At 70.7% G+C, this 24,651-nt stretch carries 25 protein-coding genes; 14 read left to right on the top strand and 11 right to left on the bottom strand.

Annotation, left to right across the window (positions count from 1 at the left end):
* Positions 1 to 50: 50 nt before the first annotated feature.
* Positions 51 to 1,607 (top strand): oxidoreductase, encoded by a 1,557-nt coding sequence (locus OG223_RS06345; RefSeq protein WP_329243617.1) that lies wholly within the window; start codon positions 51 to 53, stop codon positions 1,605 to 1,607.
* On the opposite strand, the gene OG223_RS06340 is transcribed toward OG223_RS06345, so the two are convergent.
* The 3 genes from OG223_RS06340 to OG223_RS06330 form a co-directional block, all read right to left on the bottom strand.
* A complete protein-coding gene (locus tag OG223_RS06340) occupies positions 1,582 to 4,374 on the bottom strand; it encodes a LuxR C-terminal-related transcriptional regulator (protein ID WP_329243615.1) in 2,793 nt (930 codons plus the stop codon). The genes OG223_RS06345 and OG223_RS06340 overlap by 26 nt on opposite strands.
* A 10-nt stretch (positions 4,375 to 4,384) precedes the next feature.
* On the bottom strand, positions 4,385 to 4,807 hold the full coding sequence (locus OG223_RS06335; protein WP_329243612.1) for a tautomerase family protein: 423 nt from the start codon (positions 4,805 to 4,807) through the stop codon (positions 4,385 to 4,387).
* A gap of 246 nt (positions 4,808 to 5,053) precedes the next feature.
* Positions 5,054 to 5,956, bottom strand: a complete 903-nt coding sequence (locus OG223_RS06330) for a LysR family transcriptional regulator (protein WP_329265167.1) — start codon at positions 5,954 to 5,956, stop codon at positions 5,054 to 5,056.
* A gap of 290 nt (positions 5,957 to 6,246) precedes the next feature.
* Here OG223_RS06330 and OG223_RS06325 point away from each other — a divergent pair, with 290 nt between their 5' ends.
* From OG223_RS06325 to OG223_RS06310, 4 genes are all read left to right on the top strand, one after another.
* Positions 6,247 to 6,876, top strand: coding sequence for an NADPH-dependent F420 reductase (locus tag OG223_RS06325; RefSeq protein ID WP_329243609.1), 630 nt, complete (start codon positions 6,247 to 6,249; stop codon positions 6,874 to 6,876).
* Between the two features lie 96 nt (positions 6,877 to 6,972).
* A complete protein-coding gene (locus OG223_RS06320; RefSeq protein WP_329243606.1) occupies positions 6,973 to 7,908 on the top strand; it encodes an SDR family oxidoreductase in 936 nt (311 codons plus the stop codon).
* A 114-nt stretch (positions 7,909 to 8,022) separates the two neighbouring features.
* The gene (locus OG223_RS06315) at positions 8,023 to 8,757 is read left to right on the top strand and encodes an SDR family NAD(P)-dependent oxidoreductase (RefSeq protein WP_329243603.1); all 735 of its coding nucleotides are present in this window, start codon (positions 8,023 to 8,025) and stop codon (positions 8,755 to 8,757) included.
* A 24-nt stretch (positions 8,758 to 8,781) separates the two neighbouring features.
* A complete protein-coding gene (locus tag OG223_RS06310) occupies positions 8,782 to 9,405 on the top strand; it encodes an NADPH-dependent F420 reductase (RefSeq protein ID WP_329243600.1) in 624 nt (207 codons plus the stop codon).
* An 82-nt stretch (positions 9,406 to 9,487) separates the two neighbouring features.
* Here the strand turns inward: OG223_RS06310 and OG223_RS06305 are convergent, their stop codons facing one another.
* A complete protein-coding gene (locus tag OG223_RS06305; protein WP_329243597.1) occupies positions 9,488 to 12,217 on the bottom strand; it encodes an ATP-binding protein in 2,730 nt (909 codons plus the stop codon).
* Between the two features lie 226 nt (positions 12,218 to 12,443).
* On the opposite strand from OG223_RS06305, the gene OG223_RS06300 reads away from it, so the two are divergent.
* Both OG223_RS06300 and OG223_RS06295 read left to right on the top strand, forming a co-directional pair.
* Positions 12,444 to 13,286 carry an alpha/beta fold hydrolase gene (locus tag OG223_RS06300; protein ID WP_329243594.1) on the top strand — a complete coding sequence of 281 codons (843 nt, stop codon included), beginning with the start codon at positions 12,444 to 12,446 and terminating at the stop codon, positions 13,284 to 13,286.
* A 24-nt stretch (positions 13,287 to 13,310) separates the two neighbouring features.
* A complete protein-coding gene (locus OG223_RS06295; protein WP_329243591.1) occupies positions 13,311 to 14,204 on the top strand; it encodes an MBL fold metallo-hydrolase in 894 nt (297 codons plus the stop codon).
* A 17-nt stretch (positions 14,205 to 14,221) separates the two neighbouring features.
* Here the strand turns inward: OG223_RS06295 and OG223_RS06290 are convergent, their stop codons facing one another.
* Together OG223_RS06290 and ppk2 are read right to left on the bottom strand one after the other, a co-directional pair.
* Complete coding sequence (locus tag OG223_RS06290; protein ID WP_329243588.1) at positions 14,222 to 15,961, bottom strand: SulP family inorganic anion transporter; 1,740 nt, start codon at positions 15,959 to 15,961, stop codon at positions 14,222 to 14,224.
* 22 nt (positions 15,962 to 15,983) lie between these two features.
* A complete protein-coding gene (gene ppk2 / locus OG223_RS06285) occupies positions 15,984 to 16,787 on the bottom strand; it encodes a polyphosphate kinase 2 (RefSeq protein ID WP_329243585.1) in 804 nt (267 codons plus the stop codon).
* 162 nt (positions 16,788 to 16,949) lie between these two features.
* Here ppk2 and OG223_RS06280 point away from each other — a divergent pair, with 162 nt between their 5' ends.
* The gene (locus OG223_RS06280) at positions 16,950 to 17,324 is read left to right on the top strand and encodes a ferredoxin (protein ID WP_329265165.1); all 375 of its coding nucleotides are present in this window, start codon (positions 16,950 to 16,952) and stop codon (positions 17,322 to 17,324) included.
* A 69-nt stretch (positions 17,325 to 17,393) separates the two neighbouring features.
* Here the strand turns inward: OG223_RS06280 and OG223_RS06275 are convergent, their stop codons facing one another.
* Complete coding sequence (locus OG223_RS06275; RefSeq protein WP_329243582.1) at positions 17,394 to 17,777, bottom strand: hypothetical protein; 384 nt, start codon at positions 17,775 to 17,777, stop codon at positions 17,394 to 17,396.
* 128 nt (positions 17,778 to 17,905) lie between these two features.
* On the opposite strand from OG223_RS06275, the gene OG223_RS06270 reads away from it, so the two are divergent.
* From OG223_RS06270 to OG223_RS06245, 6 genes are all read left to right on the top strand, one after another.
* A complete protein-coding gene (locus OG223_RS06270) occupies positions 17,906 to 19,120 on the top strand; it encodes an acyl-CoA dehydrogenase family protein (protein WP_329243580.1) in 1,215 nt (404 codons plus the stop codon).
* Positions 19,121 to 19,582: 462 nt separating this feature from the next.
* Positions 19,583 to 20,077: a MarR family winged helix-turn-helix transcriptional regulator gene (locus OG223_RS06265; RefSeq protein ID WP_317881189.1), complete on the top strand. Its 495-nt coding sequence runs from the start codon at positions 19,583 to 19,585 to the stop codon at positions 20,075 to 20,077.
* Positions 20,078 to 20,232: 155 nt separating this feature from the next.
* A complete protein-coding gene (locus OG223_RS06260; RefSeq protein ID WP_329243576.1) occupies positions 20,233 to 20,841 on the top strand; it encodes a DsbA family protein in 609 nt (202 codons plus the stop codon).
* A gap of 44 nt (positions 20,842 to 20,885) precedes the next feature.
* The gene (locus OG223_RS06255; RefSeq protein WP_329243573.1) at positions 20,886 to 21,692 is read left to right on the top strand and encodes an MBL fold metallo-hydrolase; all 807 of its coding nucleotides are present in this window, start codon (positions 20,886 to 20,888) and stop codon (positions 21,690 to 21,692) included.
* A 2-nt stretch (positions 21,693 to 21,694) separates the two neighbouring features.
* On the top strand, positions 21,695 to 22,105 hold the full coding sequence (locus OG223_RS06250; RefSeq protein ID WP_329243570.1) for a nuclear transport factor 2 family protein: 411 nt from the start codon (positions 21,695 to 21,697) through the stop codon (positions 22,103 to 22,105).
* Positions 22,106 to 22,140: 35 nt separating this feature from the next.
* On the top strand, positions 22,141 to 22,521 hold the full coding sequence (locus tag OG223_RS06245) for a nuclear transport factor 2 family protein (protein WP_329243567.1): 381 nt from the start codon (positions 22,141 to 22,143) through the stop codon (positions 22,519 to 22,521).
* A 55-nt stretch (positions 22,522 to 22,576) separates the two neighbouring features.
* On the opposite strand, the gene OG223_RS06240 is transcribed toward OG223_RS06245, so the two are convergent.
* The 4 genes from OG223_RS06240 to OG223_RS06225 all read right to left on the bottom strand — a co-directional run bounded on the left by OG223_RS06240 (position 22,577) and on the right by OG223_RS06225 (position 24,644).
* Positions 22,577 to 23,320, bottom strand: coding sequence for a hypothetical protein (locus tag OG223_RS06240; RefSeq protein ID WP_329243564.1), 744 nt, complete (start codon positions 23,318 to 23,320; stop codon positions 22,577 to 22,579).
* A gap of 85 nt (positions 23,321 to 23,405) precedes the next feature.
* On the bottom strand, positions 23,406 to 23,786 hold the full coding sequence (locus OG223_RS06235) for a winged helix-turn-helix transcriptional regulator (RefSeq protein WP_443073688.1): 381 nt from the start codon (positions 23,784 to 23,786) through the stop codon (positions 23,406 to 23,408).
* On the bottom strand, positions 23,783 to 24,232 hold the full coding sequence (locus OG223_RS06230; protein ID WP_329243561.1) for an alpha/beta hydrolase: 450 nt from the start codon (positions 24,230 to 24,232) through the stop codon (positions 23,783 to 23,785). Before OG223_RS06230 ends, OG223_RS06235 begins: the two co-directional genes overlap by 4 nt.
* A 100-nt stretch (positions 24,233 to 24,332) precedes the next feature.
* Positions 24,333 to 24,644, bottom strand: a complete 312-nt coding sequence (locus OG223_RS06225; RefSeq protein ID WP_329243559.1) for a hypothetical protein — start codon at positions 24,642 to 24,644, stop codon at positions 24,333 to 24,335.
* Positions 24,645 to 24,651 lie beyond the last annotated feature (7 nt).

Here is a 24,651-nt window from a genome sequence, read left to right as displayed (position 1 = left end):
GCCGACGACGAGGCGAGGCGAGCGCCCGGGAAGATCACTACTCTGAACGGGTGCTCTCCTACGACGAGTTGACCGCACCGGAGCGTGAACTGTGGGACGCGTTCCCGGAGGGGCGCCCCGTGGATCTGCGCACGGGCGTCCCCGAGGACGACCGTGTCGCCGAGGGTGGGCAGTGGGCCCCCGGCCGCACGGTCCGGGCCGCCGTGATCACGGCGCTCCTCCTGGGCGCGAACGCCACGCAACCGGGCGCCGTCGCATGCCTGAGGCTGGCCGGGGCCCGGATCACCGGGTCCCTCAACCTGGCCGGCGCGCAGATCGGCCAGTCCCTCTGGATCGACGAGTGCTGGGTCGAGGAGCCGGTGAGCCTCTTCGGGGCGTCGACACAGACGCTCGTGATCAAAGGAAGCCGGATACCCGGCATCGACGCCGGGTCGGCGCGCATCGACGGAAACCTCGACCTGCGGCGCTCACACGTGGACGGCGGCGCCTCCTCGCCCTTCAACCACGACATCACCGCTCTGTCGCTCACCAACGCCCGGGTGACCGGCGGAGTGGTCCTCAACAGGGCCGAGATGAACGCGCCCGGAGGATGGGCCGTGGCCGCCGGCGGCCTGGTCATGGAAGGCGGCTTCTTCTGCCGGGGCGGGTTCGTCGCGCGGGGCGAAGTGCGTCTGCTGGGCGCTCAGTTGCCGGGCGGACTGTTCATGCAGGGCGCACACCTGACGGACCCCGGTCCGCGCGGAGTCTCGCTCTCCCTGGACAACGCGGTGGCCTCGACTCTCGACTTCTCCGACGGGTTCACCGCGAACGGGACCGTACGGCTGCACGGCACCCGGACATCGGGCACCCTGACCTTCCAAGGAGCCGTCCTCGACGGACCGCCCGACGGCCAAGGCCCGTCCCTGACCGCCCTGTTGATGCAGGCCGTCGACTTCGACCTCACCCTCGCCCGGCCACCGTCCGGCGCCGTGGACCTCCAGGGCGCGCAGGTGTCCTACCTCCACGACAGTGAGCAGAGCTGGCCGGACGTGGTGGAGTTGGAAGGGTTCGTCTACGGCTCCATCAAGGCGAGCGAGGCGGGCGAGCGGCAGGAGACGGCGGGCCGGCGGAACTCCGCGGCCTCCCGCGTGGCATGGATACGCCGCAGCCCCGGCTACAACCCCCAGCCCTACGAGCAGTTGGCGAGCTGGTACCGCAAGGCCGGCCACGACGACGAAGCCCGCCGCGTGCTCCTGGCCAGACAGCGCCACCGGCGGCGCAGCCTGCCCTGGGCCGCGCGCGCGTGGGGACACCTGCTCGACGTGACCGTCGGCTACGGCTACCGCCCCTGGCTGGCCGGCGTCTGGCTCCTCGCGCTGATCCTGCTCGGCACGCTGTCCTTCGGCACGCACAGCCCCACTCCGGTCCAACGAGGCGCATCCGCCCCGTTCCAGCCCCTCGTCTACACGCTCGACCTCTTGATCCCCATCGGCGGCCTGGGCCAACGCACGTCCTGGTACTGGACGAACGGCGGTCTCCAGGCGCTGGCCTACCTGCTGATCGCCTTCGGCTGGGTGCTGACGACCGCGGTCATCGCGGGTGTCACCCGCGCCCTGCAGAAGAGCTAGCCGGACCGGACGGTTCGGCTTCGCGGGAGTGCAGCGCGTTCGCCAACTGCACGCGCGAGTGAACGCCCAACTTCGCGAAGACCGAACGGACATGAGTACCGACGGTGTTGGGGGAGAGGCCCAGACTGTCGGCGACCGCCCTGTTGGTGAGTCCGGAACCGACGAGGTGGGTGACGGCCCGTTCCGTCCTGGTCAGGGCCTGCCAGCCCGTCCTGGGGCGGGCCGCTCCCGTCGCCCACTTCGTGTGCCGAACTCCCGCTCCGCGCAAGGTCTCCTGGACGGCGAGCAGGGACGGCCCGATGCCGATGTCGTGGTAGAGCTGCCCTGCCCGTTCGAGGTGGACGATCCCCTCGTCGCGGTGTCCCTCGGCGAGGAGCGCCCGGCCCAGATCGGCGGCGACGGCCGCGCGAACCGTCGGGCGCGGGGTGTCCCGCAGGACGTCCGCCGCCGCGTGGAGCAGCTTCCGATCACCCTCGACCAGCCCGCGCACATGCAGCGCCAGGCCCTCGAAGGTAGGGACGCCGGGGTTGCGGGCGGCACCCTCCTCCGCGATCACGGCCGCCTCCTCCGCGAACCGGGCGTCACCACCCGCGAGCGCCAGACGCGCGAACACCGGCATCCAGCCCGGCCACCAGGGCCACCAACTCCGGCCCTCACGCGCCGAGTAGAGCAGCGGACCGAGGACGGTCAGCGCCTGCGCGACGTCACCTTCCACGGCGGCCAGCCACCCCCGCATGAGGATCAGACCCGGTCCGCGCACGTCGTCGTCGACCTCGGTGCAGGTGAGGTACGGCGTGAGCAGTGCGCGTGCCCGTGCGAGGTCGCCGCGGTACAGCTCCATCGTGCTGAGGACGGAGACGGCGTCAAGTTCGTATACCCGGTCGCCGAGTTCGGCCCCCAGGGTCACCAGCGCCGACGCGCTTGCCTCGGCGTCCTCCAGGCGCCCGCCGTGGAAGTCCTGCCAGATCCGGGCGTGCGCCATGGACGGCAGCACCGCCGCGGCCTGACTCTCCGCGTCCTTGCGGGCGGCATCGAGCAGCGCCTGGGCCTCGGTGTACCGGTCGAGCAGGTGCAGGACGAGAATCTCCGCGGGGAGGTACGCGGCACCGGCGACCGTGCGCAACTCCCTGAAGTAGAACAGGGATTGGGCGTGGCGGCCCGAGTTCTTGGCGAGTTCGGCGAGCGCCAGGAGCGAGGTCTCCAGTGCTGGGCGGTCGTCCGTGGCGCGCGCGAGGGCGAGGGCCGCCTCGGCCTCCACCCGGGCGCTCTCGGCGGGTTCGGCACGCGTGACGGCCAGGGCGCGGGCGGCCCGCAGCCGGGCGAGTACCGGGGCGGACACCTGCCCCGTGGACAGGACGGCGTCGATACGGCCGACCGACTCCGTCAACCGGCCCGTCAGCCACAGCGCGCGGGCGGCGAACACCTCGATGCGCGCGGCCTCCTCGACGGGCGGTGCCTTGCCGAGCAGGGAATCGGCGAAGTGCACGGCCTCGGTGGCGCGTTGGGCCCGACTCAGGATGTCGACGCACCGGATCCCGAGCTCCCAGTAGCCGGGCTGGTCCGGGCCGGTCAGCGCGAGGGCGGAGACGATCAGGTCACCGGCCGTGTCCGGCATGGACGCCAGCGCCTCGTCGGCCGCTGCTCCGAGGATGGCTACGGCGGCGCCGTCCGCGCTCCTGCCGCCCGCCACGGCGTGCGGGGCCGCGCTCAGGGCGCCGTGTCCGGTGTCCAACAGGTGGCGCGCGCACCGGTGATGCAGACGACGGCGGGTGCCGTCGGACAGGTCCGCGCAGACGGTCTCCCGGACGAGATCGTGCCGGAAGGCGATCAAGGCGCCGCGCGGCTCGAAGAAGCCCGCTGCCGTGACGTGTTCGATCAGCTCGGACACCGTCGCCGGCGGTTGGTCCGCCATCAGGCCGGCGGCGTCCTCGAAGCCGAAGGGGCGGCCCAACACCGCTGCCAGCCGGACGAGTTCGGCCGCCCCGCTCGGCAGCACGGCCAACTGTCGGCGGACTCCCGCCACGAACTCCGCCGGTACCTCGTCCTCGCTCCGGCCCTGCGCTCGGGCCCGGGCGATGCCCTCCAGGATCTGCACGGCGAAGAAGGGGGTACCGGCAACGCCCTCCAGCATGCGGCGGGTGCCGGCGCCCGGGGCGGAGCCGAGCCAGTCGCGCGCGATCTCCAACAGGGCTGTGAGATCGAGGGGGTTGAGGGCGATCTCCTCGATCGGAACGCCGTAGAAGCTGCCCCCGGGGGACTCCTCGGCCAGCCTGTCCGTCCGGTCGCGGGACGTGAACGCCCAGACGATCGGCAGACCCGCCAACCGCGCCGGCAGCACCCGCAGCGCCAGTCGGCTCAGCCGGTCGATCCATGGGAGGTCGTCGATCGCGAGGAGAACGGGCGAGCGGCTCGCGGCCTCCTCCAGCAGCGCGCAGATCCGGTCGACGAACAGCAGCGGCTGATCCACCAGCGTCACCACGTCCTCGAACTCCTTCGAGGACAGCAGGGGTTGACTACCGGACCGCAGCGCGAGCAGTACCGGCAGGCCCGGCGAGACACGATCGACCTCGTCCGCCTTGCTCGCCCCCACGACGAACCCCGCACTGCCGGCCTCCGCGCGCACGGCGTCGAGGACCGCGGTCTTCCCGATGCCGGCCGCGCCCGTGATCAGCAGGATCCCGCCCTGCCCCGAACGCTTCGCCCGACGGACGACCCGCAGCGCGCTCGACATCGGTCCGGCGCGACCGCGCAGCACACGAACTCTCACCACGCCGAGGTCAGGCCTTGCCGAGCAGTTCGCGCACGTGCCGGACGATCTCCTCGTTCGTGTAGGAGTGACCGCCGATGCCCCAGCCCCCGGGGACGGCCTCGGTCAGGGCCACCCAGGTGCGGTCGGCGAGAGAGGGGTCACCGGCCGCCTCGGCGACGAGGTCCGAGATCTCCTTGACCAGGCCCAACTGCTGCTCGCGGTCCAACGCCCCCGCGTTCGTGGTGACGTTGACGCGGATGTGGGTGCTGTTGCCGCCGGCGTCGGAGAAGGCGTCGGCGTCGAGTTCGTGGACGAAGGCGGCTGTGTTGTCGGTGAAGAACGGGATCGCCGGGACCTTCTCCCAGCGCATGACGGCCTGCGCCAGGTTCTGGGCGAGCCGCTTGCGGTCCTTGATGGTTCCCTCGGCCGCGTAGACGTCGATCATGGGCATGATGGGGTTCCCGTTTCCTCGCAGGTGAGGCACGCGCGCGTGGCGGGCCATGCCGCCAGTCTCACCGCGGACCGCCGCGACGGAATCACGTGCGGCACGTGGTCGCGGGGGCCGGGTCACTACGTGGTGTGCTCTTCCGCCGCGGGAAAACCGGCAGCGGGTGCGCGAAGTCTTGAGCCGCGTGAGGTCACCCGAGCTCCCGAGCGCACCGAGGAGTGGAAGTGCCTCGCGGACTGCTCAACCGTGCTAGGAAACGGCATCGCTTCCGAGCTGCCACATTTCATAGTTCCCGCATTCCGACGTGATCTCGGCCGTCGCCTGAGCCGCGGTGAAGAAGTCGTCGACCACTTGCGATGTGCGCGATGCCGCCACCGCGAGGCACACCTGGTCGGGCGTCAGATCCGGGATGGGCACGTAGACGACGTCTGGATGTGAGTAGAACACGGACGCCGAACGGGCCAGGAACGAGATGCCCCGGCCGGCCGCGACATGCTCGAGCGTCTCGTCCACCCCGCGCACCAGGTACCCCGCGTTGGGGTGCGGGCGCCTGGTGGGCTGCGTGCTCGGGTCGGCATGCCAGACCAGCGGTTCGTCGGCCAGGTCGGCCTCGGTGACTTCCTCCTTGCCGGCCAACCGGTGGCCGGCGGGCAGCACCGCCACCCGCGGCTCGGTGTACAGCGGGGTGACGCGCAGGCCGGTCTCGTCGATGGGCAGCCGCACATAGGCGACGTCGATGCGGCCGTCGAGCAGCATCGAGGCCTGGTCGTCCCCTTCGATCCGCTGCACGTCCACGACCACGTCCGGGTGCTTGGCCTCGAACGCCCGCGCCGCCGGGATGACCGGGATGCCGGCCCGGAAACCGACCATCAGCCGCCGGCTGCCGCGAGCGGCCACGGACACCCGGCGGCGGATCGCGTGCGTGGAGGCGAGCAGCGGACCGGCGTCGGCCAGCAGTTGTCGGCCCGCGTCGGTCAGCGCTACGCCGTGGCGATCCCTGGTGAACAGCGATGCGCCGAGATCCTGCTCGAGCGCGCGGATCTGCCGGCTGAGCACCGGCTGCGCGATATGCAGCTCATCGGCGGCCCGGCCGAAGTGCAACTGGTCGGCCACGGCGACGAAGTAACGCAGTTTGCGCAGGTCCAGATCCAGATCCACAGCGCCTCCCGGCATGGTGATGCTTTCAGGGTATCACCATGCCTAAAAGAGGTCTTGGACACCGGCTCAGGCCAATGGCAACCTGAATATGTACCCCATGGGATCGAAGCGAATTCGGCACAAGAATTCGACATCGGAACTTTACGGCAGGGCCCAGGCCCAGAATGAGCGCAAAAGGAATTGAGCGCCGTCCGTCGCGTCATTCGACGAAGTCGACGACACAATCGTCAAAAACGACGGAGTGGGCATGGCGTCCTGTCCAGCTCCAGAAAGCAGGCACACGAATGAGCGGCATCAGCATTATCGGCCTGGGGAACATGGCCGGTGCCCTGGCCGGCCGGGCGCTGGCCGGCGGCAACGCCGTCGAGATCATCGGCCGCGACCCGGCCAAGACCAAGGAACTGGCCGGCGCGCTAGACGGCGCCACTGTCGGGACGGCCGCCGCCCCGGCCGGGGACATCGTTGTCCTCGCCGTGCCGTACGCCGCCGCGGCGGCGGTGGTGAGCGAGTACGGGGACGCGCTGTACGGCAAGGTCATCATCGACATCACCAACCCCGTCGCCCCCGATCTCCAGGGCTTTGTCACCCCCGACGGCAGTTCCGGCGCGCAGGAGATCGCCAAGGCGGCCCCCGTCGGCGCACATGTCGTCAAGGCGTTCAACACCCTGTTCTCTCATGTCCTGGCGGCCGGCCCGGCCGAGGGCCGCCCCTTGGACGTGTTCATCGCCGGCGACGACGCGCAGGCAAAGGCACGCGTGTCGGCGTTCATCGAAAGCCTGGGGCTGCGCCCGTTGGACACCGGGAAGTTGCCGATGGCGCGAGCACTGGAGAACGTCTGCCTGCTGGAGCTGGGCCTCATGACCCACTCCGTCAAGCACACCGACTTCTCCCTCGGCATCACCATCCTGCGCTGAGCGCATCCGCACCACTGCTTCTCGCGCCACATCACGCCAGTCGATCCACGGCACGAGAAGAACAGTCGCTCCTCCTACCCTCAAAAGGACAGCAAAATGCGCGTTTTCGTTACTGGTGGGACCGGCCATTCCGGTTCGTACATCGTCCCCGAGCTCATTGCCGCCGGGCACGAGGTCACCGGCCTGGCCCGGTCGGACACCGCCGCGGCGGCGTTGTCCGCGCTCGGCGCGAAGGTGCGTCGCGGCGACCTCCAGGATCTCGACGGGCTCAAGGAGGCGGCCGCGGACTCCGACGGCGTCATCCACGTCGCGCACCGACAGGACCTGCTTCCCTCCGGCGGGCTCGACGCCGTGGCCGCCGCGGAGGTCCCGATCATGCTCGCGTACGGCGAGGCACTCGCGGGAACCGGAAAGCCGCTGGTCGCAGCGGGGAGCATAGGCTCGGGCGGGGACCTGGGCCGACCGGTCACCGAGGAGGACCCGGCCCTTCCCAGCGGCGACGAGTACAAGGGCACCCTGCGGATTCGCAACGTCGTGGAAACCACCGTGGTCGGCCTCGCCGAGCAGGGGGTGCGGTCTTCGATCGTGCGGATCGCCAACATCGCGCACAGTACGACCGATCGTGCCGGCTTCCTCCCCGTGCTGATCGCGCTCGCGAAGGAGAAGGGTTTCGTCGGCTACCCCGGCGACGGCGCGAACCTGTGGAACGCCGTGCACATCCGCGATGTCGCCTCCTTGTTCCGCTTGGCGCTGGAGAAGGGGCCGGCCGGCCCGTACTGGCACGCGGTCGGGGACGGGGGCATTCCGTTCCGCGAGATCGCCGAGGCCATCGGCAGCCGTCTCGGCCTGCCCGTCGTCAGCATTCCCGTGGACGTACTGATGGTGCCGGGATACTTCGGATTCCTCGCGAACATAGTCACGCAGAGCTATCCGGCGTCCAATCTCATCACCCGCCGGACCCTCGGCTGGGAACCCGCTCAGCCCGGCCTGCTCGCCGATCTGGACAACGGCCATTACTTTCCCGCCGGCTGACGGCTGGGACCCGAATCGCAACGAGTCGGGAAATGGCAAGGGTTCACTGTTTCGGATACTCGTCAATTGATTCGGATACCCGATTCGGATACCTATCAATTCAATGGAGTGGTCATGGGAAAGCTCGATGGCAAGGTAGCAGTGATCACCGGCGGATCCACCGGCATGGCACTGGCCGGCGCCAAACTGTTCGTCGAGGAAGGAGCGCACGTCTTCATCCAGGCCCGGCGGCAGGAATCACTCGACGACGCCGTCAAGCTGATCGGCCGCAACGTCACCGCCGTCCAGGGTGACGCGTCCGAACTGGAGGACCTGGACCGCTTGTACGACACCGTCAAGCGGGAAAAGGGCTCGATCGACGTGCTGTGGGCCAGCGCCGGTATGGGCGAACCCGCCGCTCTCGGCGAGATCACCGAAGAACAGTTCCACCGCGCCTTCTGGCTCAACGCGCGCGGCACGCTGTTCACCGTGCAGAAGGCACTGCCGCTGATCAACGACAACGGCTCGATCCTCATGACCGGATCCAACGCCTCCCTCGGCGCCTTCCCCGGCTGGAGCCTCTACGCGGGAAGCAAAGCCGTCCAGCATGCCTGGGCTCGCGTCTGGCTCAACGAACTGCGCGACCGCAAGATCCGGGTCAACGTCCTGACTCCCGGCCAGGTCGCCACCGCCAAACAGGAAGAACTGTTCGACGAGGCGACCAAGGCCGCATTCGAGTCCCTCATCCCCCGCGGAGAGATGGGCCGCCCCGAAGAAATCGCCACCGTCGCCCTGTTCCTCGCCTCCGACGACTCCAGCTACGTCAACGGCTTGGAACTGGTCACCGACGGCGGCACCACCGCCATCTGAACCAACAGGAAGAGAGCACACCTCATGAGCAGCATCACCCTCATCGGTACGGGGAACATGGCCCGCACCATCGGCAAGCTCGCGGTGGCGGGCGGCAACACCGTCGAGGTCATGGGACGCGATCAGTCCAAGGCCGGTGACCTGGCCAAGACTCTGGGCGGCGGTACGACCACGGGCAAGTGGGGCGCCGTCCCGGCCGGGGACATCGTCATCACGGCCCTGTTGTACGCCGGGGTCGTCCCGGTCGTCACCGAGTACGGGGACGCCCTCGCGGGCAAGGTCATCGTCGACATCAGCAACCCCTTCAACGCCACGTTCGACGGGCTGGCCCACAGCGAGGAGACCTCGGTCGCGCAGGAAGTCGCCAAAGTGGCCCCGGCCGGCGCCAGCGTGGTGAAGGGGTTCAACACGATCTTCAGTAGCGTCCTGGAGAAGGGCCGGCCCGACGTCTTCATCGCCGGCGACAGTGCGCAGGCCAAGGCGGGCGTGGCGGCATTCATCGAGAGCCTCGGGCTGCGCCCGCTGGACGCCGGCGGCCTGAAGATGGCGCACTGGCTGGAAGGAATGGGCCTGGTCACGGTGGGCCTCGCCGGCAACGGGGTCGGCCACTGGGACTTCGCCCTCGGCGTCAACGAATTCACCGGCTGATCCCTCGGAGCCGAGCAGCCGCGGAGACCGAGTCGCGGCGCATCCGAACGCGCGCCAGGCCCGACCCGGTGAACCTACGCGGTCACAGCACCAGCTCGCGACGGGAGCGGACGTCCAGCTTCCGGAAGATCTTGCGCAGGTGGTAGTCCACCGTGTGGGCGCTGAGGAACAACTGGGCGGCGATCTCCGCGTTGGTCGCGCCGGACGCGGCCAGGTGGGCGACCCGGGTTTCCTGGGCGGTCAGGTCGTTTCCGGCGCGGGGAGTGTCCCGGGGTTCGACCGGGGCGCCTGCCGCGGCGAGTTCCCGCGCCGTCCGCGCCGCGTAGCCGTATGCCCCGGTCGTCTCGAACAGCCCGTGGGCGGTGCGGAGTTGGGAGCGGGCCTCCTTGATCCGGCGTTCCCGGCGCAGCCACTCGCCGTAGAGCTGGTGGCTGCGGGCGCGGCGGCCGGGGCCCCGGGTGTTCTCGTGGTGCTTGACGGCCTCCAGGTAGAGCCGCTCGGTCTCCGCCGGGTCCGTGCGGGTCAGGGCCTGGGCGCGGGCGAAGTCGCCGAGCAGGCCGGGTACCGGGGACCACTCGGTGAGTCGGCCGAGGTGCTCCGTCAGTTCCGCCGCCTCCGTGGGCCTGCCGCAGCGGACCGCCGCCTCGACCAGGTCCACGAGGGCGAACTTCAGTTGGGACAGCTCCCCGATGCGGTTCTCCAAGCTGAGGTACGCCTCGCGGTAGCGGCCCTGGCCCAGTTCGAGGACGCACCGGGCGTAGGCGCGGAAGACGAGCTGGTAGCCCTGGCCGGTGCCGGCCGCGTGTTCGTCGACGGCGTCCATGAGGCGGTGCGTCCGGTCGACGTCCCCGCGCCAGGCGGCCAACAGCAGGGCTCCCAGGTGGAGTTCACCGCCGCGGGCCTCCTCCAGCGCCGCGCGCCGGTCGAAGAGCCGCTCGGCCTCGGCCAGTCGGCCGGCGATCAACTCGGACAGGGCCGTGTGGCTGAGAGCCAGCGCCCTCGGGATCACCATGCTCTGCCGTCGCGCTTCGGACTCCATCCGCCGGGCGAGTTCGTGCAGGGCGATGTCGTCGCCGAGGACGGTGGCGTGCGAGCAGGCCGCCGCCAGCCACTGGAAGAGTTCCGGGGCGGTCGACTCCTCGCCGCGCGCCGCCGCGATCGCCTTCTGGAGAAGGGGAGTCGCCACGGCGAGCCCCTCCAGATGGACCGCCGTGTCGGCCTCCAGGATCAGGTCGCCCGTGGTGGTCGGGAGGCCGGCCGACAGCGGGAGGGTGCGGACGGCCTCCGCCACGCTGCGACGGGTGGCGCCGCGCGGGGCGAGCACATCGCTGATCTGGGCCTGGACCAGGGCCTCGACCAGTACGTCCCGGGCCAGGCGGATGTCGACCGGGCCCAGCTCGCGCGCCGCCGCGAGCAGGGAACCGGTGGCCGCCCCGGGCGCGCCCGTCAGCCGGTGGACGCGTGCCTGGACCCGCAGGACCGCTCCCTTGTGAGCGGGGTCGTCTCGGTGGGCGGCCGCTTCGTCGAGCAGGGTCTGCGCCCGGTCGGGAGCGCCGGCCACCGCGCTCGCCTCGGCGGCGGCGAGCAGGCGGCGGCCACGGGTGGGCGGGTCGGACGTCAGCGCGGCGGCGCGCGCCCACAGGGTGGCGCCGGCGGTCCACCCGCCGCGGTCCCGGGTGCGTTCCGCGGCGCGCTCCAGCTCCGCCGCGACCGACTCGTCGGGATCGGTGGCGGCCGCCGCCAGGTGCCAGGCCCGTAGCTCGGACTTGTCCGGGTCGCCGGAGACCGCGGCCAGGGCGGCGTGCACGCGGGCCCGCCGGGCGAGCGGAGCGCCGTAGTAGATCGCCGAACGGATCAGCGGGTGGCGGAAGCGGACGGTGTCGCGGATGGTGAGGAGGCCGCGCTCCTCGGCGACTGCCGCTTCGGTGGCGGTGAAGCCGAGTTCGGTGCCGGCGCGCCAGAGCAGGCCGGGGTCGCTGGTGGGGTCGGCGGCGGCGGTCAGCAGCAGGTCACGGGTGCGGGGCGGCAGGGACATCACCTCGCGCAGATAGCTGCGCTCCAACTCCGGCCCCAGGGGCACGAGTTGGGGGAGCGGGGACTGGCCGCTGAGCTGGTCGGGACGGAGTTCCCGCGCGGCCTCGACCAGTGCCAGCGCGTTGCCTCCCGTACCCGCGACGATGCGGGCGCCGACCTCCGGGTCGAGGGTCCCGTCGACCGCCGACGCGAGCAGCCGGCCGGCCGACACGGGATCCAGACCGGCGAGGGACAGGCGCGGGAGGCCGGTCAGACGGTCGACGAGGTCGGCCGTGTCGCGGGCCGCGAACACCACGGCGGCCGAGTCCGCGTGCAGCCGACGGGCCATGAAGGAGAGCACCTCGGCGGAGTCGGCGTCCAGCCAGTGCGCGTCGTCCACCAGGCACAGCAGCGGCCGGTCGGCGGACCGGGTCGCCAGCAGGCCGAGCGCGGCCATGGCCACCAGGAAACGGTCCGGCGGCGTGGTCCGGCGCTCGAGTCCGAAGACCTGGGCGATGGCCTCGCGCTGCGGCTCCGGGAGGTCGGGGAGGCGGGGCAGGTAGGGCAGGAGGAGCTGGTGCAGTGCGGCGTACCCGAGTTCCGCCTCGGACTCGACGGCGTCGAACCGGACGACGTCGAACTCCGGTTCCGCCGTGCGGTGCGCGTAGTCCACGAGAGCGGTCTTGCCGGCGCCCGCGCCACCGCGCAGCACGACGACCGCGCTCATGCCACGCCGGGCGTGATCGAGGACGGCGCGCAGGTGGGCGCGCTCCTCGTCACGGCCGAAAAGCTCACCCACGCGTCAACCCTCTGTCGGAGACCGCTGTCGAACCCCGGACCGAACCGTCGCTCCCGTCCGGACAACCCCAGGCTAGCCCCACCGCCGGACCCGCAGAAGCGCGTCACCGGGCCACCGCTCGGACCGGGCACGCGCGCGTGCCTCACCTGTTCAGGTGAGAGACAGGCCGTCGACCGGTGATCGAGCCTGCTGCCGGACGGAAGGCACGGCAACGAGGAGGCCGACGGTGCCGCACTACTCCCAGGCGCCCATCCGGCGGGTGACCGCCGCCGACGGAATCGAGTACGCGTATCGCGAGGTCGGCGAGGGCGGGGTGCCGCTGGTCCTGCTGACGCACTTCAGGGGCAACCTCGACAACTGGGACCCGGCCCTGGTCGACGCCCTCGCCGCCGGCCGCCGTGTCATCGCCTTCGACAACGCCGGCGTCGGCGGATCCGGCGGCGTCACGCCCGGCACGGTCGCGGAGACGGCGCGGGACGCCCTGGCCCTCGTCGACGCGCTCGACGTGGACCGGGCCGACCTCCTCGGGTTCTCGCTGGGTTCCTTCGTCGCCCAGGACATCGCGCTGATCCGGCCCGCGCTCGTCCGCCGCCTCGTACTGGCCTCGTCGGCGCCCCAGGGCGCACCCGGCATGCACGGGTGGGAGAAGTGGGTCATCGACTCCGTCGGCGGGCGCGAGTTGGCCCCGGCCACGATGCTCGACGTCTTCTACACCCGCTCGCCCGAGAGCCGGGCAGCGGGCGAGAAGGCGCTCGGCCGCATGTTCTCCAGGACCGATCCCGACACCCCGACGACCTGGCAGACCCGCCAGGCGCAGTACGACGCCGTCTGCACCTGGGGAGTGCCCGACGTGTCGCTTCTGGCGCGCGCGGCCGCGATCCGGATCCCGGTGTTCGTCGCCAACGGCGACAGCGACCCGATGATCCTCCCCAGGTACTCCCACCTGCTGGCCGGACTCATCACCGGTGCGGAGCTGACCATCTACCCGGACGCGGCACACGGCTTCCTCTTCCAGCACCACGAACGGTTCGCGCGTGACGTCACCCGATTCCTCGACCGGCCGCGCTGACCGCCACACCCCCAAGGAGAGACCGTGTCCGACGCCACCACCCTCGGCTACGACGTCCTCGTCGCCGACCCGCTGCCCCTGAACGTCTCCGGGCCGCTGCCCAACGGGGAACCGCGCGCCTACCAGCCCATCGCCGTCACCCTGATCCACGGCGCGCGGGACGCCGTGCTCGTCGACCCGCCCCTGACGACCGGGCAGGCGGAGCGGGTCGGGGACTGGGTGGAGGCGAGCGGCAAGCGGCTGACGCACATCTTCGCGACGCACGGACACGGCGACCACTGGTTCACCGCGGGCGGGCTCGCCGACCGCTTCGGCGCCGAGGTGGTGGCCACGGCGGGAACCATCGAGCAGATGCGCGGCAACGAGGCCTTCCGGGAGGTGCTCTGGGACAAGCTGTTCCCCGGACAGATCCCGCCCTCGCCCGTCACCGCGGTCACAGTGCCCGGAAACCGCCTCACCCTCGAAGGGCACGCCCTGAACATCGTCGAAGTGGGCCACGCCGACTCCGACGACTGTGCCGTGCTGCATGTGCCCGACCTCGACCTGGTGGTGGCCGGCGACGTCATCTACAACGGCGTGCACCAGTACCTCGGCGAGGCGGCCGGCGGCAGTCTCGACGCCTGGCGGAAGGCCGTCGACACGGTCGCCGCGCTGGAGCCGCGCCGGATCGTCGCGAGCCACCAGAACAAGAACCTCGACGACGACGCGGCCCGCCTCATCCGCGAGACCCGCCGGTACTTCGACGACGCCGAGGACGTCCTGGCCGGCTGCGCCACCCCGGACGCGTACTTCCACGCGATGCTCGACCGCCACCCCGACCGCCTCGGCGCGACCGTCCTGTGGGTCGGCGCGCGAGCCCTCTACCTGGCGCGCGACGGCGGTGACCCGGTCCAGAACCTCCTGGCCGCCTGGCTGTAGGCGGTTCGGGCACCACGTCACACAGGTCCCGCCGCTCCTTCGTCGGGTGTGCCGCTCCACTCCCGGTACGCGGCCACCGCCGTCGGCAGCGTCGGGAAGATGTGGTCCGTGCCGACCGACTCCACCAGCCCGTACGCCTCCAGGTCGTCGAGGAGGTCCTGCTTGACCCGGGCGAGGGCGAACACGACGCCCCGGTGGGCGAGTTCGCGGCGGAGTTCGTCGACCGCGTCCAGGGCGGTGATGTCCACCTCCACATTGGCCTCGGCGTTGAGGACGAACCAGCGGACGGGGACGGCCTGTTGGGCTACCGCGGCCAGGGCACGACGGCGGAAGTTCTCCGCGTTGGCGAAGAAGAGCGGTGAGTCGTAACGGTAGACGAGCAGGCCCGGGATCGTGCGGGCCCGCGGATAGTCGTCCACGTCGTGCATGCCGGCCACACCGGGGACCAGCCCCTCGACGGCGTCGTGCGGACGGGCCACCCGCGTGAGGAGTTCGGCCACCGACAGGCCCACGGCGACGATCACGCCGTAGAGGATGTCCAGGGCGAGCACTCCCGCCAAACAGCCGAGGGCCAGCAGGAGTTCGCGGCGGCGGAAGGTCGCCAGCCGGTGGAAGCCGGTCAGGTCGATCATGCGGACGGCCGCGTAGACGACGAGGGCGCCGAGGACCGCCGAGGGGGTGCGCGACAGGAGGGGGCTCAGGAAGAGGAGGACCGCCAGGACGACCGCTCCGGCGATCAGTGAGTACGCCTGGCTGCGGGCGCCCGCTGAGGAGGCCAGCGCGGTGCGGCTGGCGCTGCTGCTCACCGGGAAGCCGTGGAGCACGCCGGCGCCGAGGTTGGCCGCGCCCAGCGCCAGGAACTCCTGGTCGGCGTCCAGGCCTGGGCCCTCGTCCTCGTCGCCGCCGGTGAAGGCGCGCGCCGTGAGGATGAAGTCGGTGTAGCCGACGAGCAGGACACCGAGCGCGGGCAGCACCAGGTGGGGGAGTTCGGTGAGGTCCGGCAGGCCGATCGTGGGAAGTCCTGCCGGGACGTGGCCGATCACCTTGATGCCGTACCGGTCGTCGAGGTCGAGGAGGGCCACGGCCGCCGTGCCCAGCACCACGGCCAGCAGCGGGCCCGGCACCGTCCGGGACAGCCGAGCCACCGTGAACAGGAACCCGAGCACGACCACCGCGAACACCAGGGTGGGCGCGTGGAGTTGATCCAAGTGCCGCAGGAAGGACCAGAGTTGGGGGAAGAACGCGGTACCGGTCGTCGACACCCCGGTGAGCTTGGGCAGTTGGTCCACGATCATGATCAGGGCGACGCCCGCCAGATAGCCGATCAGGACCGGGCGGGAGAGCAGATCGGCGACGAAGCCGAGCCGTACCGCCCACGCGACGAGACAGAGCAGACCGACCGTCACCGCGAGGGCGGCGGCCAGCGTGGCGTAGCGGCTCGGGTCGCCGGCCGCGAGGGGGCCCACGACGGTCGCCGTCATCAGCGCGGTCGTCGACTCGGGGCCGACCGACAGCAGCCGGGACGAGCCCAGTACGGCGTACAGGGCGAGCGCGGGCAGGATCGCCCACAGCCCCGCGACCGGCGGGAGCCCGGCGACCCCGGCGTACGCCATCACCTGCGGGACGAGATACGCGGCCACCGTGACCCCGGCCAGCAGATCGCCGCGCAGCCAGGCACGCCGGTATCCGGCGAGCGCGGCGATCCCGGGGGTCAGGCGCCGCCACTCCAGGGAGCGCCCGCCCGGGCTGTGGGACACGGTGTTCCTCGACCCGGCCGCTTCAGAGGCTCGCCGCGTGGTCGGGGACGTACGTCTGCAGATCGCGCGGCGGACGCTCGTAGCCGGTGGACGGCGGGCGGGGCGGGAGTTCGAGGACCGGGGGCGACACCTCGCGGTAGGGGAGGGAGCCGAGCAGGTGGGCGATCATGTTCAGCCGGGCCCGGCGCTTGTCGTCGCTCTCGACGACGTACCACGGGGCCCCCGAGATGTCGGTGTGCACCAGCATCTCGTCCTTGGCCCGCGAGTAGTCCTCCCAGTGGGTGATGGACTCCAGGTCCATCGGCGAGAGCTTCCAGCGCCGCAGCGGATCCTCCAGCCGGCGCCGGAACCGGTCCTGCTGCACCGCGTCGCTCACCGAGAACCAGTACTTGCGCAGCACGATCCCGTCCTCCACGAGCATCCGCTCGAAGATGGGGCACTGGCGCAGGAAGAGTTGGTACTCCTCCTTGGAGCAGAACCCCATCACCCGCTCCACCCCGGCCCGGTTGTACCAGGAGCGGTCGAACAGTACGATCTCGCCCGCGGCCGGCAGATGCTCGACGTACCGCTGGAAGTACCACTGGGTGCGCTGGCGGTCGGTCGGCTTCGGCAGTGCGGCGATCCGGGCGACGCGCGGGTTGAGGTGCTCGGCGACCCGTTTGATGGTGCCGCCCTTGCCGGCCGCGTCGCGCCCCTCGAAGACGATCACCAGCCGGGTGCCCTCGGCCCGCACCCACTCCTGGAGCCTCACCAACTCGGTCTGCAGGCGCAGCAGTTCGGTCTCGTACTTCGCGCGCGGCAGCTTTGCCGCCTTCTTGCCGGCCATGCCGCCTCAACCCCTCGATGACGTGCGCGGTCGCTCATGTCCGAGGCCGAACACCTGGACAGCACCGTACTGATCGCCACCGTACTGATCGCCGGGGGCCCGCGCACCCCGTACGCCCCCCGTGCCGGGTTTGCCCCGGCCGGCAGCGGCAACCCGAAGGGGGTGACGGCGTTGACCACGCAGCAGGAACTCGTCCGGTTCCTGGAGGACCGCTTCGCCTGCGCACAGGCCTGCACCGGGTGTGCGCGGGCCTGTGTGCTGCGCGTCAGCCGCTCCGGTCCGGACGTGACCGGCCACGAGGCCCTCGTACGAAGCAAGGCGCTGCTGTGCGCGGAGGTGTGCGACGCGACCTGCCGGATGCTGGCCGAGCAGAACCTCCAGGACGAGTCAGCCCTGCGCCTCCAGACCAAGTGGTGCCTGCTCGTCTGCCTGGAGAGCGCGCAGGTCTTCGACGCACGGCCGGGCGCCGAGGCGGAGGCGGCGACCTGCCGGGAGTGCGCACGGGCGTGCACGGAGTTCCTGACGACGCTGAACTGACGGGCCGCAGCACCGTTTTGTCGCCGAGACCAACGGACAGCCGCTCGTTCCGGACCGGCGCCGCCCTCGCTACCAGGTCCAGAACCCGCCGCGCGGAGAGGGCCGGCCGTCCTCGCCGACGCCGATCATGTGGGCCGACTCGGGGCCCCAGCCATTGTCGGAGTCCAGCGGGACGACGAAGCGGTGCTCCCCGAAGCCCAGGGCGAGAATCCGCTCCGGATCCAGTTCGAAACCGTCGACGGTCCTGCCGATGTAGCAGCGCATGAGCTCCATCGACCCCGGTGCGGGGAAGCGCCACTCGCGACCCCCGTACACCCCCATGGGGTCGCTCAAGGCCCGCAGCACCGGCCCGTCGAAGTGAAGCTCGACGTAGTCGCGCACGAAGGACACGGCGCTCACCTCCAGGCCCATCAAGAGGTGGAGCGGGTCGTTCGAGTCGTTCGCGCTGCTCATCGGCCCATGCTGACACAGACCCCGTCGAGGGCGAGGTCCGGGTCGTCGCCGCCTCGCCATTCCCTATTTCTGGAACACGTTCTACGGTGTGCGCCGTCAGGACCGGCCTTGGGGAGCCTGGAGGCGCCGTGCATCTCGAATACACGCCCGAGCAGCAGCGGCTGCGCACCGAACTGCGCGCCTACTTCGCCGAGTTGGTGCCCGACCACGCCTACTCCCGCTACGCCGACCCGGCCGCCCAGAAGCGCTTCTACCGCGAGACGATCCGGCGGCTCGGAACGGACGGCTGGCTCGGTGTCGGCTGGCCCGAGGAGTACGGCGGGCGCGGGCTGACGCCGATGGAGCAGTTCATCTTCTTCGACGAGGCCGCGCAGGCCGGCGTTCCGCTGCCGTTGATGGCGCTCAACACGGTCGGCCCGACGATCATGCAGTTCGGCACCGACGAGCAGAAGGCGTACTTCCTCCCGAAGGTCCTAGCCGGCGAGATCGACTTCGCGATCGGCTACAGCGAGCCGGAGGCCGGCACGGATCTGGCCGCGCTGAAGACGCGCGCCGTACGGGAGGGTGGGGGCCCCTCCCGCTCGAGCGAAGCCGAGAGTGGGGGAGAGTACGTCGTCAACGGCCAGAAGATCTGGACCACCAACGGCGACACCGCCGACTGGGTCTGGCTCGCCGTGCGCACCGACCCCGACGCCCCGCCGCACAAGGGCATCACCATGCTCCTGGTGCCGACCGCCGACCCCGGCTACACCTGCACGGTGATCAACACCCTCGCCTCGCACGACACCACCGCGAGCTACTACGAGAACATCCGCGTCCCGGTCGCCCGCCGCGTCGGCGAGGAGAACCAGGGCTGGCGCCTGATCACCAACCAGCTCAACCACGAACGCGTCACCCTCGCCGCCCACGGCACCATGGCCATCCGCGCCCTGCACGACGTCCAGCACTGGGCCATGGAGACCAAACTCGCCGACGGCCGCCGCGTCGTCGACCTCCCCTGGGTCCGCCGCCTCCTCGCCCGCACCCACGCGAGGCTCGACGCGATGAAACTCCTCAACTGGCAGATGGTGAACGCCGTCCAGGAAGGCACCCTCACCCCGCAGGACGCCTCCGCCGTCAAGGTCTACGGCTCCGAGGCCCGCCGCGACGCCTACGCCTGGCTCATGGAGATCGTCGCCGCGACCGGCGCCCTGAAGGAGGGCTCCGCGGGAGTCGTCCTGCACGGCGAACTGGAACGCGGCTACCGCTCCGCCGTCATCTTCACCTTCGGCGGCGGCAACAACGAGATCCAGCGGGAGATCATCTCGTGGATCGGGCTGGGGATGCCGAGGGTGCGGCGTTAGTCCGCAGGTGACCTCAATGCAGGCTGCTCGTGCGGCGGTTGATCGGTCGCGGGGGTAGGCGGACCCGAGGTCCATCCCCTCGTCGGTCCTGCGACGGACCTGGTCCGTGAGCTGCTGCCGCATGGAGGCCGAGGACTCCGGCCGACGCCGTACGCGGTACGGCATCTCCAGGTGTTCCTCGGCCGCGGTCAGGGCTTCGGTGAACGTCTTCGCCTGGTGCTCTTGTCTCACCGCCCGCTGGTTGAGGGCAGGGCGTACGTGGATGAGGTCCAGGAGTCCAGACAGGCCGGCCCCGTACCAGATGTGTTGACGGCCGCCCTGATGTCGCCCCGACCTCGCGCCGCCGCAGGAACGACTGGCACTGCTTGTCGCTCGACCGGTCCAGGTGTCTCCGTCGCCCCGTCTCGTTCCTGCATGATCGGTACGGTGGAACCGGGACGAACAAGAGGGGGCGGCGCGGCCGTGGGCGAGGAAGCTGAGATCAGGACGGCGAAGGAGGCCGCCGACCACGAGCTCATCCTGGCGTTCGGGCGGCTGCAGGGGGCGGCGAACCGGCTGGAGTACATCCTCGGCCGGGCGCTGGAGGTGGAGTGCGGCATCAGCCATCTGGTCTTCGAGGTGCTGCTGATCCTCGGGCGTGCGGGCGAGCCGGGGCTTTCGATGCGTGCCATCGCCCAGGAGCAGGTGCTGACCACGGGCGGTGCCACCCGGCTGGTGGATCGCATGCAGGCGGCGGGTTTCGTGACGCGCGCGGACTCTCCCGACGACCGGCGCGGAAAGCTGGTGCGGCTGACGCCGCTGGGCGAGGAGACGGTCGTACGCGCGTCCCGGGTGCACCTGGAGAACATCAAGCGGTACCTCGTGGATCCGTTGCCCGAGGCGGATCGGAAGCGGTTCGCTGAGGATCTCCGCATCCTCAGCCACACGGCCCGGGACCTGCTGCCCCGACTGCCCTGACCTGCGGACCAGCGGTAACGCTGGTGTACTGATGTGGTCAGCCACACCCATGTGCCCCACCTCACACGAACCTTGAAATATCTGACGCGTCAGTTACTGTTCTGTCAGGTGAATCGCTCGCAACCCGCGGGCGCACATCTCTGCCGAGGTCTTCGATGAAGCTCGTCTACGTCTTCGACGCCTACTGCGGCTGGTCGCACGGATTCTCCGGAACACTGAGCGAGGTCGCAGCCCGTCACCCCGAACTGCCGGTGGAAGTCGTCTCCGGCGGCCTGTTCACCGGATCGCGGCAGGTACCCGTCCGCCAGTTCGGCTACGTCCAGGGCGCGAACGCCAAGATCGCCGAACTGACCGGCGCCGAGTTCGGCGCAGCCTACGAGCAGTTGATCGCCGACGGCTCGTTCGTGATGGACTCCGAGGCCGCCGCCCGCGGTGTCGCCGCCCTGCGCCAGGTCGCCCCCGACCGCGCGGCGGAGCTGGCCGCTGCCCTCCAGGCCGCCTTCTACGTCGACGGACTCAGCCTGTCCGAGGCGGCCACCTACCGGACGGTCGCCCAGGCCGCCGGGCTCGACGCGGATGCCGTCGTCGCCGCCTTCGAAGCACCCGACGCACAGACCGCGGCCCACGCCGACTTCCGCCGCGCGGTCCAGCTCGGCGTTACCGGGTTCCCCACTCTGCTCGCCGTCGACGGCGACTCCGTCACCCCGCTGGCCTACGGCCAAGCCACCGCCGACGAGGTCGACGCACGCTTCGCCGCCCACTGATCTTCCCTGCCCCCACCCCATCCCTCGTGTAAAGGAACCCCCGCATGAGCACCCTCTCCTTCAAGGTCCTCGACCTCGACTTCCCGGCCGGCAGCAAGAACAAGACCGCCACCCTCGTCACCGGCGAGAACGACGCCCTGCTGGTCGACGCCGGCTTCACCCGCGCCGACGGCCACCGCCTCGCCGCCGAGATCCTCGACTCCGGCAAGAAGCTCACCACCGTCTTCGTCAGCCACGCCGACCCCGACTTCTACTTCGGCGCCGAAGTCATCGCCGACGCCTTCCCCGACGCGGCCTTCGTCGCCACCCCGATCGTCATCGAGCACATCCAGCACTCCTACGAGGGCAAGCTCAAGGCGTGGGCCGCGCTCGGCCCGAACCTGCCCACCCGCCTGGTCGACCTCACCCCGCTCACCGGCGACCTCACCCTGGAGGGCCACCGCTTCGAGCTCAAGGGCGGCCCGGCCGCGCTGCCCGACCGCCACTACCTGTGGCAGGCCGAGCACCGCGCCCTCCTCGGCGGCGTCCTGCTCTTCCAGCAGGAGCACGTCTGGGTCGCCGACACCCCCACCCCCGGCGACCGTGCCGCGTGGATCGACCTGCTGGACGAAATGGCCGCCCTACAGCCCGACCTGGTTGTTCCCGGCCACCGGCTGCCCGGCGCCCCGGCCAACGCGTCCGCCATCTCCGCCACCCGCGAGTACCTTCTCGTTTTCGAGGAGGAGCTCGCCACGGCGGCCGACGGTGCGGCCCTGACCGAGGCACTGGTCAAGCGCTACCCCGACAACGGCATGCTGATCGCCGCGCAGATCGGCGCGAAGGTCGCCAAGGGCGAGATGAAGTGGGGCTGACCATGACCGAGTTCGCTACGTCCACCGCCCCCGCCGATGTCGTACGGCGTCAGTACCTCGCCTCCGCGGCAGGTGACCTGGAGGCCCTTCGGGCCACCCTCGCCCCCGACGTCGAGTGGACGGAGATGGCCGGCTTCCCCCTCGCCGGCACCTACCGGACCCCCGACGGCGTCACCGCCGGCGTGATGGAGAAGCTCGGCCAGGACTGGGACGGCTGGACCGCTCACGACGACACCTACGTCGTCGACGGGGAGAACGTCGTGGTCCTCGCCCGCTACACCGCGACCAACAAGGCGACAGGGAAGCCGATCGACGTCCGTGTCGCCCACCACTTCGTCGTACGCGCAGGACGCATCGTCCGCTTCGAGCAGTTCGTCGACACGGCGCTCGTCCGCGACGCCATGACCCTCTGACGCACGATCCAGCACCAAGAGAGCAGGAGAAGCTCGTGCCCGCTGCCGACAACAAGGCGCTCGTCATCGCGTTTTACGAGCAGGCGTTCAACGACCGTCAGCCGGAGCAGGCCGCCGCCGCGCATCTCGGCGAGAGCTACATCCAGCACAACCCGGAGGCGCAGGACAGTCCGCAGGCGTTCGTCGGCTACGTCCACTGGCTGCGCGGTCAGTTCCCGGACCTGCGCCTGGACATCAAGCGGGCTGTCGCCGAAGGGGATGTGGTCGTCACCCACAGCAACCTGCATCTCAAGCCCGGCGATCGTGGCATGGCCGTGGCGGACTTCTGGCGCATCGCCGACGGAAAGATCGTCGAGCACTGGGACGTGATCCAGGAGGTGCCCGAGAAGAGCGCCAACGACAACACCATGTTCTGAGTTTCGGCCCGCACCTCCTCCACCAGGCCACCGGCTTCTCTCAGGTCGCGCTCTGTCAGCCTGTGGTGACACGGGCGTTGACCCGCCGCATCCAGTCCCGGTCGGTGTGCCACATGGGGTGGTGCGGGGCCGCGTTGGAGGTCAGGACGACGCCCTGGAAGCCTGCCGCGAGACAGCGGTCGACGACGAACTCCGCGATGTCCTTGCCGACGGCGTCCTCCTCGAAACGGGTCAGGAGTGGCGTGTATCCCACGACGCTCTCACCGAGGACGGCGGGGATGCCGCGGCGACGGGCGAACTCGGCGACGGAGTCGACCCACAAGGCCAGCGTCTCCCGCATGTCCTGCCGGTGTGCCGGATAGTTCTCGTAGAGCCACAGGTCCCAGCGGTCGGGGTCCACCCAGTCGTGTGCGTAGAACAGTTCGCGGGGGATCCCGGTGGCGGCGAGGCGCCAGGGTTCGTCCGGCTGGTAGTCGCTGAAGGCGGGCGCGTCCGAGCGCAGCATGGCGGCCAGTTCGGGGGTGGGCCAGGTGGCCGTCTCGGGCGCCGCTTCGGTGCCGTGCCCGAGCCCCGCCGCCTCATAGAGCGCGCCGAGGACGCCGTAGACGTAGAAGTGGAAGTGCGCGATCTGCGCCCGTTCGGGCAGGTCGTCGAGTTCGCCGGGCCAGGGCTCGCCCAGCGAGTAGGTCACGGGGACGGCCGGGTGGCGCGCCCGCAGCAGCTTGACGGCGCGTTCGAGGGGTCCGCGCGGAAACCTTTCACCCGCCCGCCGACGGCCGCCCTCCCGAAGAGCCGGCACGTCCGGCGTCTGGTGCGCAACGCACTCGTGGCCCTGCTGGTGGTGATCGAGGTGGCGCCCCTGCTGTGGCTGCTGCTGAGCTCCTTCAAGACCCAGTCCACGTCCGCGGCAGATGGGTCTGCGCCCACCGCGCGAGCTCGTTGAGCGCGGGCTTCAGTGCCGTGCCCGCCTCCGCCAGCCGGTAGGACACTCGCAAAGGCGGTCCCTCGTCCACCTCGCGCACGATCAGTTTCGCGGCGGCGAGTTCGGTGAGGCGGTTGGAGAGCATGCGCTCGCTGATCCCGGGGATCGCCCGGCGCAGGTCGGCGAAGTACGCCGGCCCCGTGGTGAGTACGGACACGATCAGTCCGGTCCAGCGCTTTCCGAACAGACGGAAGAAGAGCGTGATGCCGGCGTCGACCGCCATGTGGGTCCCCGGGTCGTGACGGCCCGCAGCGTGCGGGGCCGAGTGCGTCAGCCGTCTCATACGTCGAGCCCACGGTGCAGCGCTGCCGGCATCTTGGTGAGTACGGGTCTGCCTACCGCGGATTCAGGGGTGGGGAATCCGTGCAGCACCCCTGAGTGGAGGGCGAGTTCGGTGGGGACGTCAGCGTGGGGGAGGCGTTGGACGTAGTCGATGTCCTCGTCGAGGAACGGGTCGTACCGGCCGGCGGAGATGAACGCGGGAGGCAGTCCGGCGAGGTTCTCGGCGCGGACGGGGGCGGCGTAGGGGGAGACGTCGGTGGTGTCCCGGGACTTCGCGGTCCACACCCGGGCCGCGTAGCAGTCCTCCAGCTCGGCGGGAAAGGGGTGCTCCGGGGCGAGCCGGTATTCGACGGAGACCATCACCGCGCCGGCCTCCGAGGCGATGCGGGCGGCGGTGGCGTCGAACTGCTCGACGCTGACGTCGGTGAACGGCCCGCTCGGGAGCATCGAAGGCCACGCTGTGATCTCAGAGTCGTAGGCGTAGGCCATGGTGCCTGGGCGGCCAGATGCAGGGGGACAGGGGGATTACTGGTCTGCTCGTGCGGCGTCAGCCCCTGAAGACGCGCTCGGTCTGGTCGCGGTGAGTGGTGTGGAGGTCCCAGTAGACGGGCGCGATCCGGTCGGCCGTTCCCCGCGGCTGTCCGGAGAAGGTGGGGGTGCCGATCGTCGCGTCGATGGCGATGTGGGCGGCCTGCACACCGGTGCCGTCCAGCTCCTTGTGGAGGTTGATCGCCCAGTTGCGCAGAGCCGCCGCGGCGGCGTCGATGTTGGCGGTCGGCGGCTGAGGGTTGACGGAGCGAGCGCCGGTGGTGAACAGCAGAGTGCCCGCGCCGGCCTCGCGCATTGCCGGCAGCACCAAGCGACGG

Origin of the sequence: Streptomyces sp. NBC_01478, assembly GCF_036227225.1 — a bacterium.
Taxonomy (GTDB): domain Bacteria; phylum Actinomycetota; class Actinomycetes; order Streptomycetales; family Streptomycetaceae; genus Streptomyces.
The sequence above is the reverse complement of the archived record's forward strand: the minus strand, read 5'-3'. Positions and strand labels throughout refer to the sequence as shown.

What these genes read in the sequence shown, in the direction of transcription:
- OG223_RS06250 (WP_329243570.1), top strand. Translation starts at nt 21,695, where the DNA reads ATGACCGAGTTCGCTACGTCCACCGCCCCCGCCGATGTCGTACGGCGT.
- OG223_RS06255 (WP_329243573.1), top strand. Translation starts at nt 20,886, where the DNA reads ATGAGCACCCTCTCCTTCAAGGTCCTCGACCTCGACTTCCCGGCCGGC.
- OG223_RS06260 (WP_329243576.1), top strand. Translation starts at nt 20,233, where the DNA reads ATGAAGCTCGTCTACGTCTTCGACGCCTACTGCGGCTGGTCGCACGGA.
- OG223_RS06335 (WP_329243612.1), bottom strand. Translation starts at nt 4,807, where the DNA reads ATGCCCATGATCGACGTCTACGCGGCCGAGGGAACCATCAAGGACCGC.
- OG223_RS06320 (WP_329243606.1), top strand. Translation starts at nt 6,973, where the DNA reads ATGCGCGTTTTCGTTACTGGTGGGACCGGCCATTCCGGTTCGTACATC.
- OG223_RS06310 (WP_329243600.1), top strand. Translation starts at nt 8,782, where the DNA reads ATGAGCAGCATCACCCTCATCGGTACGGGGAACATGGCCCGCACCATC.
- OG223_RS06275 (WP_329243582.1), bottom strand. Translation starts at nt 17,777, where the DNA reads ATGAGCAGCGCGAACGACTCGAACGACCCGCTCCACCTCTTGATGGGC.
- OG223_RS06325 (WP_329243609.1), top strand. Translation starts at nt 6,247, where the DNA reads ATGAGCGGCATCAGCATTATCGGCCTGGGGAACATGGCCGGTGCCCTG.
- OG223_RS06230 (WP_329243561.1), bottom strand. Translation starts at nt 24,232, where the DNA reads ATGCTCCCGAGCGGGCCGTTCACCGACGTCAGCGTCGAGCAGTTCGAC.
- OG223_RS06315 (WP_329243603.1), top strand. Translation starts at nt 8,023, where the DNA reads ATGGGAAAGCTCGATGGCAAGGTAGCAGTGATCACCGGCGGATCCACC.
- OG223_RS06235 (WP_443073688.1), bottom strand. Translation starts at nt 23,786, where the DNA reads ATGAGACGGCTGACGCACTCGGCCCCGCACGCTGCGGGCCGTCACGAC.
- ppk2 (WP_329243585.1), bottom strand. Translation starts at nt 16,787, where the DNA reads ATGGCCGGCAAGAAGGCGGCAAAGCTGCCGCGCGCGAAGTACGAGACC.